The 13722-nt window shown below is 44.0% G+C and carries 14 protein-coding genes, 3 pseudogenes and 1 riboswitch; of the genes and pseudogenes, 6 read left to right on the forward strand and 11 right to left on the reverse strand.

Translation table 11 applies throughout. From position 1 onward, the window contains the following. Together BLP58_RS09875 and BLP58_RS12495 are read right to left on the reverse strand one after the other, a co-directional pair. A pseudogene (locus BLP58_RS09875) lies at positions 1-203 on the reverse strand (ISLre2 family transposase); the annotation flags it as partial. Between the two features lie 226 nt (positions 204-429). Then, positions 430-558 (reverse strand): hypothetical protein, encoded by a 129-nt coding sequence (locus tag BLP58_RS12495; protein WP_013854969.1) that lies wholly within the window; start codon positions 556-558, stop codon positions 430-432. A gap of 462 nt (positions 559-1020) precedes the next feature. Here BLP58_RS12495 and BLP58_RS09880 point away from each other — a divergent pair, with 462 nt between their 5' ends. The 5 genes from BLP58_RS09880 to BLP58_RS09900 are packed head-to-tail and all read left to right on the forward strand — an operon-like array spanning position 1021 to position 5816. Then, positions 1021-1917, forward strand: a complete 897-nt coding sequence (locus BLP58_RS09880) for an energy-coupling factor transporter transmembrane component T (protein WP_013854968.1) — start codon at positions 1021-1023, stop codon at positions 1915-1917. After that, complete coding sequence (locus BLP58_RS09885) at positions 1905-3569, forward strand: ABC transporter ATP-binding protein (protein WP_013854967.1); 1665 nt, start codon at positions 1905-1907, stop codon at positions 3567-3569. The genes BLP58_RS09880 and BLP58_RS09885 overlap by 13 nt, the downstream gene beginning before the upstream one ends. 7 nt (positions 3570-3576) lie before the next feature. Then, positions 3577-4287: an ECF transporter S component gene (locus BLP58_RS09890; RefSeq protein ID WP_003636323.1), complete on the forward strand. Its 711-nt coding sequence runs from the start codon at positions 3577-3579 to the stop codon at positions 4285-4287. A 19-nt stretch (positions 4288-4306) separates the two neighbouring features. After that, complete coding sequence (locus tag BLP58_RS09895) at positions 4307-5350, forward strand: hypothetical protein (protein ID WP_013854966.1); 1044 nt, start codon at positions 4307-4309, stop codon at positions 5348-5350. Positions 5351-5387: 37 nt separating this feature from the next. Further along, positions 5388-5816 carry a EutP/PduV family microcompartment system protein gene (locus BLP58_RS09900; protein ID WP_013854965.1) on the forward strand — a complete coding sequence of 143 codons (429 nt, stop codon included), beginning with the start codon at positions 5388-5390 and terminating at the stop codon, positions 5814-5816. A 59-nt stretch (positions 5817-5875) separates the two neighbouring features. On the opposite strand, the gene BLP58_RS09905 is transcribed toward BLP58_RS09900, so the two are convergent. The 6 genes from BLP58_RS09905 to BLP58_RS09930 all read right to left on the reverse strand — a co-directional run bounded on the left by BLP58_RS09905 (position 5876) and on the right by BLP58_RS09930 (position 9058). Then, positions 5876-6415, reverse strand: coding sequence for an NADPH-dependent FMN reductase (locus BLP58_RS09905; protein WP_013854964.1), 540 nt, complete (start codon positions 6413-6415; stop codon positions 5876-5878). Between the two features lie 172 nt (positions 6416-6587). Further along, complete coding sequence (locus tag BLP58_RS09910; protein ID WP_013854963.1) at positions 6588-7370, reverse strand: tyrosine-protein phosphatase; 783 nt, start codon at positions 7368-7370, stop codon at positions 6588-6590. A 134-nt stretch (positions 7371-7504) separates the two neighbouring features. Next, complete coding sequence (locus tag BLP58_RS09915) at positions 7505-7849, reverse strand: BMC domain-containing protein (RefSeq protein WP_013854962.1); 345 nt, start codon at positions 7847-7849, stop codon at positions 7505-7507. Positions 7850-7862: 13 nt separating this feature from the next. After that, positions 7863-8108: a hypothetical protein gene (locus tag BLP58_RS09920; protein WP_013854961.1), complete on the reverse strand. Its 246-nt coding sequence runs from the start codon at positions 8106-8108 to the stop codon at positions 7863-7865. Positions 8109-8111: 3 nt separating this feature from the next. After that, positions 8112-8288, reverse strand: coding sequence for a GlcG/HbpS family heme-binding protein (locus BLP58_RS11840; protein WP_013854960.1), 177 nt, complete (start codon positions 8286-8288; stop codon positions 8112-8114). A gap of 20 nt (positions 8289-8308) precedes the next feature. Then, positions 8309-9058 carry a DUF4430 domain-containing protein gene (locus BLP58_RS09930; protein WP_025084277.1) on the reverse strand — a complete coding sequence of 250 codons (750 nt, stop codon included), beginning with the start codon at positions 9056-9058 and terminating at the stop codon, positions 8309-8311. A 123-nt stretch (positions 9059-9181) separates the two neighbouring features. On the opposite strand from BLP58_RS09930, the pseudogene BLP58_RS11975 reads away from it, so the two are divergent. Further along, positions 9182-9319, forward strand: a pseudogene (locus BLP58_RS11975) (RNA-guided endonuclease TnpB family protein); the annotation flags it as partial. Positions 9320-9498: 179 nt separating this feature from the next. On the opposite strand, the gene BLP58_RS09935 reads toward BLP58_RS11975, so the two are convergent. The 3 genes and pseudogenes from BLP58_RS09935 to BLP58_RS09945 form a co-directional block, all read right to left on the reverse strand. Next, complete coding sequence (locus BLP58_RS09935; protein WP_013854957.1) at positions 9499-10545, reverse strand: prenyltransferase/squalene oxidase repeat-containing protein; 1047 nt, start codon at positions 10543-10545, stop codon at positions 9499-9501. A gap of 87 nt (positions 10546-10632) precedes the next feature. Further along, positions 10633-12978: a DUF5776 domain-containing protein gene (locus tag BLP58_RS09940; RefSeq protein ID WP_074484272.1), complete on the reverse strand. Its 2346-nt coding sequence runs from the start codon at positions 12976-12978 to the stop codon at positions 10633-10635. A 188-nt stretch (positions 12979-13166) separates the two neighbouring features. Continuing rightward, a riboswitch (cobalamin riboswitch) is annotated at positions 13167-13351 on the reverse strand. A gap of 81 nt (positions 13352-13432) precedes the next feature. Next, positions 13433-13722: pseudogene (locus BLP58_RS09945) on the reverse strand (ISLre2 family transposase); the annotation flags it as partial.

Genomic DNA, 13722 nt, shown 5'->3' on the forward strand with positions numbered 1-13722 from the left:
ACAACTGAGCGCTTATTTTTCTTTTCAATCTGATAGCCTTGCTTTTTAGTTTCTTCAACTAAGCCGGCATCAACTTCTTCTAGTGCTAATTTAATTAATTCTCTAATCAAATCAAAGAAGTAGCACATTAATGCCTTTTCACGAGCAATAACATTATTTTCAGACTTAATAATTTTCACGATATCAGTTATAATAGATTCCATAAAAGACCAGCTTCTAATGTGTTTTTTGTTCTTAACATCAGACTACTGGTCTTTTTGTTTGAGCTCAAGTCCAAATTCAAAGGACTTGAGCTTTTTTAATTAATTATTCAGCTTACCGCAAAAAATTATACACTTAGCACTTGGTATTAGCCACCATACAAAAAATCCCCATTCAGTCCGAAAACTGATGAGGATCGTCACGCAAAACTTATTAATTTAACCATGATTACTTCTGTTGGCCTTTCAATACCGAATTCCAGAAAAGACGTGAATTCAAATCATCTTTCAAGGTTCCTGAACGGCGATTCTTTCTTTCAGTGGTTCTTGCAAATAAATTCTTCAAAGTCTTTGGCATAAAACATTCCTCCTTGGTCAATTCTATGAAGCTTATCAATCTTCTCTCTACTAAGTAGTATAGCGCTACTGTCGACCAGGGAGATAGTAATATGCTTATAAAATTTACCAAAGCAAAGCCCCGACACGGATGACTTTTTCCGCCTCGGGATGTTGCTTGAAGGATGTTGCAGCTTTTGCTTTCAATGATTTTCAGAAAGTTATTTACGTGTTAACCACCTCGCTTGTTCGGATGAACCCGTATAAATGACAGCTTAGCAGGTCACGGTAAATTTAGTGTAAAAATGGTGTAAAAAGGCTGTACATAATATCCAAAAGGTGATAAATCAGTTCGCAAATTTCACCATTTAAAAACGCCTCAAAATAATACTAGCCACCACACAAGATATGCCGTTTACCACCCTTGGCAACGATGATATACTGTTGGAAGGACTTACTAACCCTTAGAAAGTCGGGATTTTCCATGACACACACCCCAATCAAGATGACGTTTTTTTCGCAGCTTCATCCAGTAGCGCTCACGCTGTACTTTACTGAGCTGATCGTCTGCCTCCTGCTGTTTAATCACGTGGCGGTCGCGGTGGCTGAGTTCATCGCGCTCACGATCACAGCCACCTACTACCTTGGCGGCCGAAAGACGGCGCGCCAACTGAAATACGCCGTTTCATTTCTATTAATGATTCCATTTTTCAATACGCTCCTCAATCAAAAGTTTCCGCCGATTCTTTGGCATTTCAAATGGGGCATTCTGACGTTCAAATTTTCGTATCCGGCATTTCTGTACGGCATTGCGATGGCAATTGTCCTGATCGCAATGCAGTTTGTTTTTTCAGTCCTAAACGCGGTTCTGATCCCCAGCAAGCTGATCTACGTGTTCTCGCCGATTGCGCCCCGGCTGGCAGTACTGGTCACCATTTCGTTTACGCTGGTCACCAGCTTCACCGATAGGCTCAAACGGATTTTGCGCCTGCAAAAAACCCGCAACGTCGACGTGGTTAATGGATCATTGAAGACCCGCACCCAAAAGACGCTCCACATCTTCGAAATTCTTCTGCAGGACGCCCTGTCTTCTGCGATGGAAACCGCCAATTTAATGGACGCCCGCGGATTTGGCGCTGCCAAGCGGACCCACTACCGCTCGTATCACTGGCAGTTTAGTGACCTGCTGTTCATCACGATTGCCACCGTCATGCTAGTTGCAACTATCGGCGTCCGGATTCTTTCAATGGGCACCAGTCGTTCAGTCGCCAATTTCACCACCATTTTTACGCCGGGCGATACTTGGCCCATCGTCGTCACGGCACTCCTATTCTTACTACCATTAATCTCAGAGGGGGTCTATCGTTCATGCAAAAATTAGCTACCGTGACCCATCTCACGTTCACCTATCCCGATCAATCAACCCCCGTTCTGGACGACGTCAACTTCACCATTGACCCCGGCGATTTTATTGTGATTGCCGGTAATACCGGCAGTGGCAAGACGACCCTGCTTAACCATTTGAAAAAGGAGCTCATGCCCAAAGGAGCCCGAACTGGTGACGTTCAAATTGCCGAAACACCGGTTGCTGACATGCCGAAGTTGGTGAGTGCCCAAACCGTCGGCTATGTGGCCCAAGATCCACAAACCCAGTCGGTGATGGCAACGGTGATCGAAGAACTGGCCTTCCCATTAGAAAATATTGGCTGTCCCAGCAATGAAATCGAACGCCGGATTACCGAACTGGCAAATTTCTTAGGTTTTGATCAAAACCTCGATCGCCAAATACATCAATTATCCGGCGGCCAGCTTCAGTTGGTAAACCTGGCTTCGGTTCTCATCTTGCGCCCAAAATTAATTTTACTGGACGAACCCACGTCCCAGTTGGATCCGCTGACCGCTCAGCATTTTCTCACCGTTTTAGGGCGGATTAATCAAGAATTAGGGATTACAATTATGTTGACTGAACACCGGCTGAGCACGGTAGCAGCCATGGCCAACCGGATGATTCTCCTGCAGGATCACCACCTGACCTTTGACGGTGATCCCCACAGCGGCTTGGCAAAAATGGCCACTGATGCCCACTTGACCTATTTCGTACCGTCAATTCCCAAGCTCTTCTTAGATCAACAGATTCGAACCTCCCAATTGCCGATTTCAGTAGCCGATGCCCAGTCGGCGATTCGGACTCACCATCTTCAATTTCAATCAGTGACGACCGGCGGCAAGGTTGCGCAATTACCCCCAGCCGAAAAACCAATTCTAACCGTCAATAACATTTCCTTTAGCTTCGACGGCCAACATAACGTCCTCCATCACCTGAACCTGGCGATTAATCCCGGTACGTGGTTGGCAATTATCGGCAAAAACGGCTCCGGCAAATCAACCCTGTTAACGCTGATTTGTGGACTAATGACGCCGCAGCACGGCAAAATTCGTTTCGTCCACCAGTTAGTTTGGAAAATGGCCATTAACCAGCGAATGGCCAAACTGGCATTTCTGTCGCAAACTCCCCGTCTCCAATTTACAGCCGATACCGTTCGTGAGGAGCTGGAAGTTCAGGCGGCTGAATTACGGTTGCCAGACGCTAAGGCCCAAGTTGACCATATGATTAATCAATTTCATTTGAACCGTATTGAGAAACAAAATCCATTTGACATTAGTGGCGGCCAACAACAGCTGGTTGGATTAGCAATCGCACTGATGGCGACCCCTGATCTGTTGGTTCTGGACGAGCCAACCAAGGGACTGGATCCCTACACCAAAATTCAGGTGGGCAACCTGCTGAAACAGTACCAACAAGCCGGTATGACCATTGTGATTGCCAGCCACGACATGGAATTCTGTGCTAAATTTGCCGACAAATGCACGTTTATGTTTGATGGCCATCTCAACACGCTGCTTGCCACGCAATCATTTTTTGCCGATAACTTTTTCTTCACCACGCCAATTAACCGGATTGCCCGTGATCAGGTTAAGGACGCCCTACTGCCAGTCGATCTGAAGCTGGCGAACCATCCAGAAAGGGGGTGAGTGTTACTTGAAACAATCTTCGTTACTCAACCGGTATCGGTTATTAATTGCGTTACTGTTAATGTTTATTTTTCTGCTATTCATTGTCTTATTGAAGGGAAAGCACTACCTATTATTTAGCTTTATGTGCCTAATCTGTAGCCTTTTACCCGCGTACTGGCGCTTCGAACACGATCCAATCAGCACCCAAACGTTGATGTTTGTCGCCGTTTTGATCGCGTTGGCGGTTGCCACCCGGGTCCCACTGGGCGCCATTCCTGGTGTGCAGGGAGCCAGCTTCGTCGTAATTCTAAGCGGTGTCAGTCTCGGCCCGGAACTGGGCTTTATCACAGGATCTACCACGGCACTGGTTTCCAACATGTTTATGGGTCAAGGACCATGGACGCCTTGGCAGATGGTCGCCTGGGGCTTAATGGGGTTAACCGCTGGCCTCTTCATGAAGGCCCGATTGTCCCATAGTCTGATTTTTATGATCGTGTTTGCCTGCGTCTGGGGCTATTTGTTTGGCTGGATCATGGACCTCTGGTACGCCCTGGCCTACGTATCACCGCTGACCATCAAGAGTTTTATCTTGGCTTTTGCGGCCAGTTTCTTTCCATTTGACACGTTCCACGCAGCATCCAATGCCTTTCTCATCGCGCTATTTTACAAACCATGGGAGAAGCTGTTTCACCGCTTAGTCACCAAATACAATATTTTACCGGATAAAAACCAATAGAAAAAGGATGGATTAATCAATGAAATTAACATCAAAGCTACTCATGATCTCTGCTTCAACCCTATTAGGATTTGGCAGTATCGCACCAGCCTTCACCGCCAATGCAGCCAGCGTTGAGACCGCCAGTCGTGCTTATCAAAATAGCAAGATCAAAGCCAACTACCGTTACGCGAAGAATCTGATGATTAAAAACAAGACCGGATTGTCAGGCAAGACGACCGCTCTGTTTAGTAAAAAAGCCAACCCAACCATCGGTGCCGCTAGCGGTTACGCCGATTTGCTGGTTGGCTTAAAGGGCTGGGGGTACAAATTTACGACCACCCAGAAGAAGCGCATCGCGGCCAATCTGGTGATCAATTCGAAGAGCACTGCTGCCGACTACGCCAACGCAATTCAGGGGCTAAAAGCCGTTGGCCTAAACCCAACCAAGTTTAAGCCAGCCGGCGCCAAGAAGGCCGTCAACCTGGTATCTGGGCTGTACCGCCAGTCAATGAGCAAGCAAACACCAAACGTCAAGAGCCAGGTTCTGCTTGCCCTGACCATGTCATCAACGTTTAAACGCCCATCAAACGCCAAGTTCTCCAAGACCAGTTTGGCAAAATCATTGGTTAAGGACCAGCAAAGTAATAATGGCTGGGCTTACAACAACACCGCTGCCAGCGTTGATAGTGATACCACTTCAATGGCAATCGCCGCGCTGGCCCACAGCAAATCCTCACTGAGTGCCGTTAAAACCGCATTGGTGAAGGGCCAGTCCTACTTGAAGAGTAACATCACCGCTTCAGGTGCTTATGGCTACGTCTTCAATGGCAAGACCGTCGCTAACTCAACAGCCGAAGCAATCATTGCCCTGTCATCAAAGCAAGCAACCGTCAAGTACGCCAATGGCTACTTCACCACCAAGCAAGCCGCCTCCCCACTGCGGGCAATGCTCGGCTACGTTAACAAGACCGGTTCAATTAAGGGTGCTACCAGTCAATTGATCGGCGTCGGTCAGGTGAACCTGGCAACGGCTGCTTATCGGCAGGCTTTGAAGGGGCATTCGGTTTATACGGTTAAATAACGCGAAGTGATAAGTAATTAATTTGGGGGAAAGATCAGTGAAAAAGGCAATGTTTATCGGGGCGATTGGTTGTGGCAAAACCTCCTTTATTCAGAAACTCAATGAACTACAGATGACTTACAACAAAACCCAAACCATTGAGTTTTATAATAATGTTATCGATACGCCCGGTGAATATGTTGAGCATCGTGCAATGTATTCTAACCTGATGACCACCGCCATTGAAGCCGACGTCATCGTCTTGATGCAAAGCGCTACTGATCCGCGAATTGTTTTACCAACAGGCTTCAGCACGATGTTCACTAAGGAAACGATTGGCGTCGTTACAAAAACAGATATCGCCACTAATCAGCAAATCGAGATGGTTACCGAACGGCTAAGGGATGCTGGGGCTGAGAAAATGTTTGAGATTTCGGCTAAAACTGGCGCAAATGTCCAGCAGTTGATCGATTATCTGAGAAATTAAAATAATGGGTACGAAATTCGTTATTGATTAACGATCTCGCACCCATTTTTATGTGCAGTCTAATGCTGTTTGTCTATCGATTCAACCAATTTTCTAATTGACCCATTTAGCTGAGCAGCAACTTGCTCATTTAAAAGTCTGTTCTGGGGATCAAACCGTTGGTGAACATTACTGATAGTGATAAATTCATTCAACACAGTCATCCCAATATACCGTAACAACTGTTGAATATGGATATTTGCATTTGCGCCACCGCGTTCACCAGAAGAATCAGTAATCACTAATGCCGGTTTATAAGCAATGTGAGGCTCTGGTGATGGAACCGACAAAACATCAATGGCATTTTTTAATCCACCTGGAATTGATAAATTATATTCTTGGGTGACAAAGAGTAAAGCGTCCATTTGGTCAATCACACTTCGAAATACTTGCCACTCTAATGGTGGCTCTTTTTCAAAATCAGGATTATACAATGGTAAAATTTCAAAATTCACCTGAACGAACCTTACCGATTGATACTCGTTCATTAAATAATTCGCAATCTTTTGACTGTAGGATCGTTCACTAAGACTTCCAACTAATACGCCAATATTTATCATCACTCACACCTTCCTCGTATTTTGAACTGATTCAATTGCTAAGAATCTATTTATGTACGCGGCTTTACAATCATATTTGCATCGTAAAATATAAAACGCGATGTCATTCCGGAATGCAAAACCACTTTTTGTCCTACCTTTAAAATTATTAAAGGGATAAATGAAATATCATTTACGCTAAGAATTTTTTCCTCATCCTTAATAAAAACGCGTCATCAAAACCTAACCGATCATGAAAATACGAATCAAAACTGCCATACCGGTCATTAATCATCGAAACGGCTTGTTGAAAGTAATCTTCCCGAACTGTCGAGAGATCAAAAATTGATTTTAGATAGGCTAAATTATCACTAACCAACTTGGCTTCATTTAATCGATTGTTGATTCTCACGGCAGAAAACCAGTTGCTGCACAGATAATCCGCCTTTACAACCTCTTCAGGAACCCCCAACATCACTAAAATCAAAATCGAAATAATCCCAGTTCGGTCTTTACCAGTTGAACAGTGAAATAAGATCCCGCCAGAATTGGCGTCAACTAATGTTAAAAAGAATTGCCGGTATGCCCGCTGTACTTCGTCACTGGCAATTAATTGATCGTAAATGCGCATCATCTGATGAAATCCCGCCCATTTATCAGTCAGCCAACCCGCTAAATTTCTAACATTAGTCATACTTTCAGTTAAATCCTGCTTTAGAATTGGAATTTTCAAATATTGCGTTCGACTGTCATAATGGTCAGGGTACTTTCTAACCTCCAGTGGAGATCTAAAATCAATAATTGTTCGAATGCCATAATTATAAAGAGCCTGCTGATCACTATTATCTAAATCAGATAGGTATCCGGATCGAATTAATTGCTTTGGCTGGACCATTAAACCGCTTCTAGTTTGATAGCCGCCCAAATCTCGACAATTAAAAGCGTTCTTCAAATTAATTTCTTGCATGTGGCGCATCGACACACCCCTTCCCGGGATCATAAGACAATATTTTTAGTCGGTTCCAAATAGCAAATTTAATTGAGGATGACGAGTCTTTTACATCAAATTGAAAAAAGAGCCGCGGTCAAAAGCCGAGCCCCTGGGTTGATTTAGGTTCTAGTAATTTTTGGAATGTCAAAACCTAAAAGATCGTGTAATTTACTAACGACGTCCTTTAAGGCCGATTCAACTTCCGCAACTTCACCCACGATTACGACGGAACCGCTAAACCGATCAATAAATCCAAGTGTCACATTACTGGATTTAGTAGCAATATCACCAGCAATAATCGCCGCCTCACTGGGCGTAATGGTCAAAATTCCCAATGCGTCTTTGGGAGTTTGAATTCCTAACTTCTCATAAATATCAGGAGTTGGGTTAGCCACAATGTGTGCTAACGTCACCTGTTTACCTGGAACATACTCTTGGATTGTTCGTTCGATATCACGGCTCATAGAACATCCCTCGCTAACCTAAACGATTCTTAACGTCCTTGGTAATGTCATCCAAAAGAGAAGAACTGTCTACCTCAGAATCTGAAGAACGAGTTTGAATTTTCTCCTGAACAGAGTCCCGCAATTCTCTCAGCAACGGCGAAATATCTCCATCATTTTGGGAAGTCTGCCCCGCTACGACTGGCTTCTGGCTTACATTATTTCCAACTTCTTGAGCAATAATGTTACGAATAACTTCCTCAATTTTTCCTTGATTCATATCCTAATCACACTCCCTCGTAAACATATCAACAGCAATCTCACAAATCGCCTGATCCTGCTTAACGGTCCCGCCACTGACGCCAATGGCACCAATGATATTGCCATCAACTTTAAGTGGGATGCCACCGCCAAAGGAATATATCCCTCCCTTTGGCAGCAGTCGCTTTGTTTGAATCAATATTAGCGGGATCTAATCAGTTAATACCCCTCCGTTGTAAAGTACCAACGAACGTTGTCCCCACTCTTAAGCTTCGTTAAGTTTGAAGCATGGTCAATAAATTTCTTGTTAACACTGAACATCCAACCGGAACCGGCCTTAACATCATTTTCCTTGAGGCCGTTAATGCCATTCACGTAAACGGAGGGGCCCGGAATATAACTAATCTTCAGGTTCGTTTGCTTTAAAATCGAAAACGCGTTGGCGCCCTTTTTAACGCGCATCCGCTTCGAATAGAAAACTTTTTTGTATCCATCAACCGTTAAATGGATTTGAATTGTATTCTTAGCATTATACGACTTTTTAGCCGCATGATGCGTATCCTGAACCACCTTGGTTTCTGCTTTGTGGTTAATTTTACCCAGCTTATCAAATTTAGGGACATTTGACCGCTTAGTTTTAGCGACCTTGTTAGGACTTGCCTTTGCACTGGATCCAGTTGTCCGATTAGGGCTTGTGCTTGATTGAGAACTAGCAGTTTGGGGCTTGTTGGCTGTTTTTTGAGCCCGCCTATCTGCTTTTGGTTTTGCTTTGCTTGCACCCTTTGCTTTTTGCTGGTGACTTGGCTGTTTAAGATGACTTGAACTGGTCGAACTTGAACTTGAAGAAGTCACTTGTTTAGAAGTTGTCGGCTTAGGGGCTGCGTCTCTCGATGAAATCACCTGTTGGGCACCAAAAGCGATTCCAATTGTGAGAATGAACGCAAGAATGAAGCCAATTGCTTTTTTCATAGCTTTTTTCATAAGAGTTGCTAGACGAGGAAACTCGGTATTTTAATGCCGAGAGGAATCGGCGTCTTGAGCAACGCACCTCTTTTCTAAAATAGATTTGTGATGACTAATATTTCACTAATGCATGAGTATCACTGCCAGCATTGCGGCTATACCAGCAACGATGACCGGATTGGCGCCATGAATATTCAACTCCTTGGCACTAACTGGGTAACGAATAAAGAAACCGCCTTTAATCAATTGCAATTTAATCAAGAATAGCTACTGGATAAACTCTAGTAGTTAAACGGGTGCTGTCAATCACCCGATGATGTAACCACTTTGGTAGGAGTTGTCAGACATTTGCACTACGACCCCGTTAGGGGTGTGAGTTACAAGCTCGGTAATTTATTACCGAGTAATTGACATTGTTTTGTCACCTCTCACTCAAAATTTGGCGATTAATTAATTGTGTAAACTGAACGATTCTTTAAAGCAGCTTTATAAGCGGCAACCGCTAAATTTACCTGACCGACACCATAGAGCTGAGTAGCTGCGTTTTTAATTGAACCGGATTTATTGACATAGGTCAGCATTGCATAAAGCGGCGTCCTAGTTTGACTTGTTTTCATCGCCGTGTTATTCACATATTTCTTCATGCCAAAATCATTTGATAGGGCAATAATTGCTTCAGCGGTTGAATTGGCATTTGGCGTTGTTTTGCCATTAAACGTGTAGCCAAATGCACCACTGGGCTGCACAATACCAGTAAGAAATTTTTGCCCCTTCAGCAAGCTGTCCTTGACGTTAGTTGTATTAACCTTTCCTCGAGCCAGACCGGTTAGAACCATGCTGGTCGTGTCGGCATCCCTAACTCCTTGTTGGTTATTATACGTCCAACCGTGATTATTTAATTGAGCTTTCACTAGCCGAGCACTCAAGCTTGCTTTGCTAAACTTCGCTCCCTTTGGCTGCTTGAACTTTGAGCTCATCGAAATGGCAATCAGCACTTGTGCCTGGGCACTTGTCGTTTGTTTGGAAACACTTGCCCGGTACAACTTGGTTACCAGATTGATTCCCTTTTTGTGGCCATATGGCTTATAATCTCTAGCGTTGAGCCCCATCGCCTGAACGGCCATCACGGCATTGGCCATTGTTGCAGCAGGGGTTGTCTTTTTGATTACCAAGTTTTTTCGCAGCAACGTTTTTTCCTTGGTATTAAATTTATAACCGTTTCCCTTGAGCCCTAACAGAAAGTCAGAGTACCCCGCAGTCGCACCAGTATCAGGATTGAGTTTCTTACTAAAAATAGAACTGCTTTGACCGGAAAGTCCGGTCTTATTTTCTTTAATCATCTTTTTGGCATAGGAATAAGTACGGGCAATTCTGCTGTGAATGGTGCCGGTACTAGCCTTCCTAATTGATGCAGCGTTGGTAGTTGTTGAGAACGTCAAAGCGGCGATAACCAAAGTTGCAGAAGTCAAGACTGATTTTATATATTTATTCATAGGTGTGATCTCCTTAGATAATGCATAAAAGTGGCTGGGGCCTCATTTTCCCCCAACCACTTTGATATTTGATTGTTAGATGAAGAATTACTTATTGTAGGTCATCGAAATTGAATCGCCATCTTTCAAAGTATAAGCACCCATCGATGAACCAGGTTCGGTGCCATTAACTGAATAAAGCCATCCAGTCATTGTCCCGGCTGGCCCAGCATTGTAACCATTAATTCCGGTAACGTATGTAGTAGCCCCCGATCCTTTATAAGTTAAAGCCAATCCTTGTTGCTGGGCAAATGCCTGCAAGGCATCAAATGCGCTGGCCCCACTGTTAACCTTGATACTGCCACTTGCGATGGTCGCCCCATCGGCATGAATACTAATAGTGGTTGTGATGGTTTTAGCATCGTTTGATGGCGTAACAGGATTTGTGGGTGCCACTGGCAAAGTTGGCGTGGCACCTAGGTGAATTATTATAGGTGAATTAGTAGTTGTGGTTGTCCCCGTCGTTGCCGTCGGCTTAGAGCTTGTCGTCGTTGTCGTAGTCGCTGTTGACCCTGAGTTAGTCGGTGGGGTACTCGTTGACGTCCCTGTGGTTGTGGCCGTAGGTGTGCTTGGACGAGTATTTTGGGAGCTCTTCTTGATCTTAGTAGCCAAGATGAGCTTCTTGTTAGCAGTGATGTAGCGGCCATTTGTAAGTTGCATCCGGTTGGAAAGCCCATAGTTAACAACTTTTCTGACGCTTAATGACGCATTCTTTTTAACGTGGCGCTTCTTGCTCGTTAAGTTAACCTTACCATACTCGTTGATTCCCTTAGGATAGATGACTTTAATGCGGGTCACCTTTGCGGAATAGTAGGCGTGGGCAAAATACTTTGAACCAGAAAGCGTATAACCGGTTTTGCCTAAATTCATGTCCTTTACTCGATAGATCGCATGGCCCTGTTTGTTCGTTTGCTGGCTGATAACCAGGAACATTGGGCGGTTAATCCGGGCACGTTTCTTGTAGGTCTTCGTCAGATTCGATTTAGTAAAGTTCGAACTTCTATATAGTTTGACAGTTGTCAGTGCATATACGATGGAACGATGACTTGCTTTTTTAACAGGCTTCCCGGAAACAGTCGGCGTACTTATTGGCACACTACTAGATGAAGAAGTGGATGTTGCTGCTGATGAACTCGATGCACTGGAAGAGCTGGCCGGATTGTTGACAACCGTTACGTTATTGTTCGTAACAGTTGGTGGCGTTACGGGCGTTGCTGGTGCGGCATGAGAAACGGTTACATGATTAAAAGCCGTAACCCCAGCTGCTCGATCGGCGATTGCAGCACTGCTGGTTGAATCAGCGCTTAACTTCGAAACATACGTCGCTAGTATTTGATCTACCAGGTTAAGGGCGTCACTCTTGGCAGCGGCCGTTGCCTGAGGATCATTGATGATTGACTGCTTTTTGGTAATTGCGGCCGCCTTTATACTGACAATCTCACCAGGTTTCGCCGCATCCGTTTGATTGAAAGCGAAGATGGATCCTTTACCACCATTTCTGGTGAATCGGGCCTGTTCAAATGTCCAGGTTGCCTGTTGAATCAGCATTGCAGAATTCCCAGCGGAAACCGGATGTTGCTCGAGAACTCTTTGAACAGGGGCAACATAATCAGTTTTCTCCTTTAATGGTACATAAACATTTACGCCGGCAGAGGCAAGGGCATTAGTCATTGTTACATCATTGTAGGCATTTTCAGCGCCAAACATTGTGTTACTACTATCAGCAAATCCGCCATTTTCTTGATAAAGATGATTACTTACCGCTTTAACTGCCGTGTTTAAAGCATCTGCAGCCCCTGGTTGATTCGTATTCATCGATAATGCTAATATTGCCCGAGCGGTATAATCAACTTTATCAAACCCGTTCCACAAACCTGTTTTTTGATCTTGCATCCCAATTAACTTCTTGGTTAAAGAAGTTCGGGCAGTTTCGCTTGCCTGACCATAACTACCAGTACTCAAAGCTTCCAAATCATTAACAATTGAATAATCACTGGCAGGATTATTTGCATCCTTTACAATGTCAGCAACTAAATTCTTACCATTCACATTAGTTGGATCTTTGTCGATTGCCACCAAACCATTGACGGCAGAAACATCAGAGATCCCGTTTAACCCTTGACTGCCACCACTGAGAAAGTCGTTATTCTTAAGAATTGATTTGTAAGCATATTGAGCCTGCAAATCAGTAATTCCGTTGTCCCCAAACACTAAACATGTGGCATCCCAAGCATCAATTTTGGACCCTTGTTGCGCGATCTCCGTTAACCCAGTGGAAATTGCCGAATTGACGTCTGATGCTGTATCAGCCCTGGAAGAAATAACACCACTGAAAAATATCAGAAAAATCCCTAATACAATTGAAAACCAATATAGAAATTGTTTTCTTTTCACTACTGAACACTCCCCAAAACAAATTTAACGGTCGTTAACCGCTATTAATACTGGACTGGTTAGACTTTCTGCAACACAAAAAAGCCTAGCTAGAGCCATCTTCTATCATTAATAACTAACGTCCAACATTTTTGGGCAGACTAATCCCGGAAAGTTTATTATTAATTGACAAAGTCGACCCTAAGAAACTTTGCAATCAGTATAATAAGCGTCTCCTGACTTGATCTCATCCCCAAATGTCTTCTTCCCGGCTTTAGCCAGTGAGTTGCGACATTTCAGTCAATCTTACAGTAGCGAAGGGGCTGTAAAGGCTTTTCACCTTTTTCCGGTTCATTATACTTTTTAGCATTAATCATTATAGCATGGCGCGCGTTTGTTTAGAATAGGGCTACGAAGTCCGTAAGTGTCAATATTTTTGCGGTAGGCTATTAACCATTAGTCTGACCTTAATTTCTTAAATATTTATTTGATTTATTTTTCTGCTAAAATCGTTTAAATAGCTATGTCCTGCTGTTAAGCTTTCAATGGCGCCGTGATGAATGCCCAGATGAGCTTCATGCGTCTTTCTTAGGCTGGCACGAACTGCACCTTTCAATTCTTCCTGATCACCAATATCGAGCTGCCCACCTGCAAATTCACTGCTAAGCCAGTATTCCAGCTCTTTGTTTTTAATGCAAGTCAGCACACGCAAAATACCCTCAGCGCCATTCTCTGACCAGTATTTTCCTTGTCCTTTAACGCGAT

It is taken from the genome of Lactobacillus kefiranofaciens, from assembly GCF_900103655.1.
Taxonomy (GTDB): Bacteria; Bacillota; Bacilli; order Lactobacillales; family Lactobacillaceae; genus Lactobacillus; species Lactobacillus kefiranofaciens.

Bases quoted from the DNA above. Each gene is read 5' to 3' on its own strand.
- BLP58_RS12495 (WP_013854969.1), bottom strand. From the start codon at position 558: ATGCCAAAGACTTTGAAGAATTTATTTGCAAGAACCACTGAAAGAAAG.
- BLP58_RS09880 (WP_013854968.1), top strand. From the start codon at position 1,021: ATGACACACACCCCAATCAAGATGACGTTTTTTTCGCAGCTTCATCCA.
- BLP58_RS09885 (WP_013854967.1), top strand. From the start codon at position 1,905: ATGCAAAAATTAGCTACCGTGACCCATCTCACGTTCACCTATCCCGAT.
- BLP58_RS09895 (WP_013854966.1), top strand. From the start codon at position 4,307: ATGAAATTAACATCAAAGCTACTCATGATCTCTGCTTCAACCCTATTA.
- BLP58_RS09905 (WP_013854964.1), bottom strand. From the start codon at position 6,415: ATGATAAATATTGGCGTATTAGTTGGAAGTCTTAGTGAACGATCCTAC.
- BLP58_RS09910 (WP_013854963.1), bottom strand. From the start codon at position 7,370: ATGCGCCACATGCAAGAAATTAATTTGAAGAACGCTTTTAATTGTCGA.
- BLP58_RS09915 (WP_013854962.1), bottom strand. From the start codon at position 7,849: ATGAGCCGTGATATCGAACGAACAATCCAAGAGTATGTTCCAGGTAAA.
- BLP58_RS09920 (WP_013854961.1), bottom strand. From the start codon at position 8,108: ATGAATCAAGGAAAAATTGAGGAAGTTATTCGTAACATTATTGCTCAA.
- BLP58_RS09930 (WP_025084277.1), bottom strand. From the start codon at position 9,058: ATGAAAAAAGCAATTGGCTTCATTCTTGCGTTCATTCTCACAATTGGA.
- BLP58_RS09935 (WP_013854957.1), bottom strand. From the start codon at position 10,545: ATGAATAAATATATAAAATCAGTCTTGACTTCTGCAACTTTGGTTATC.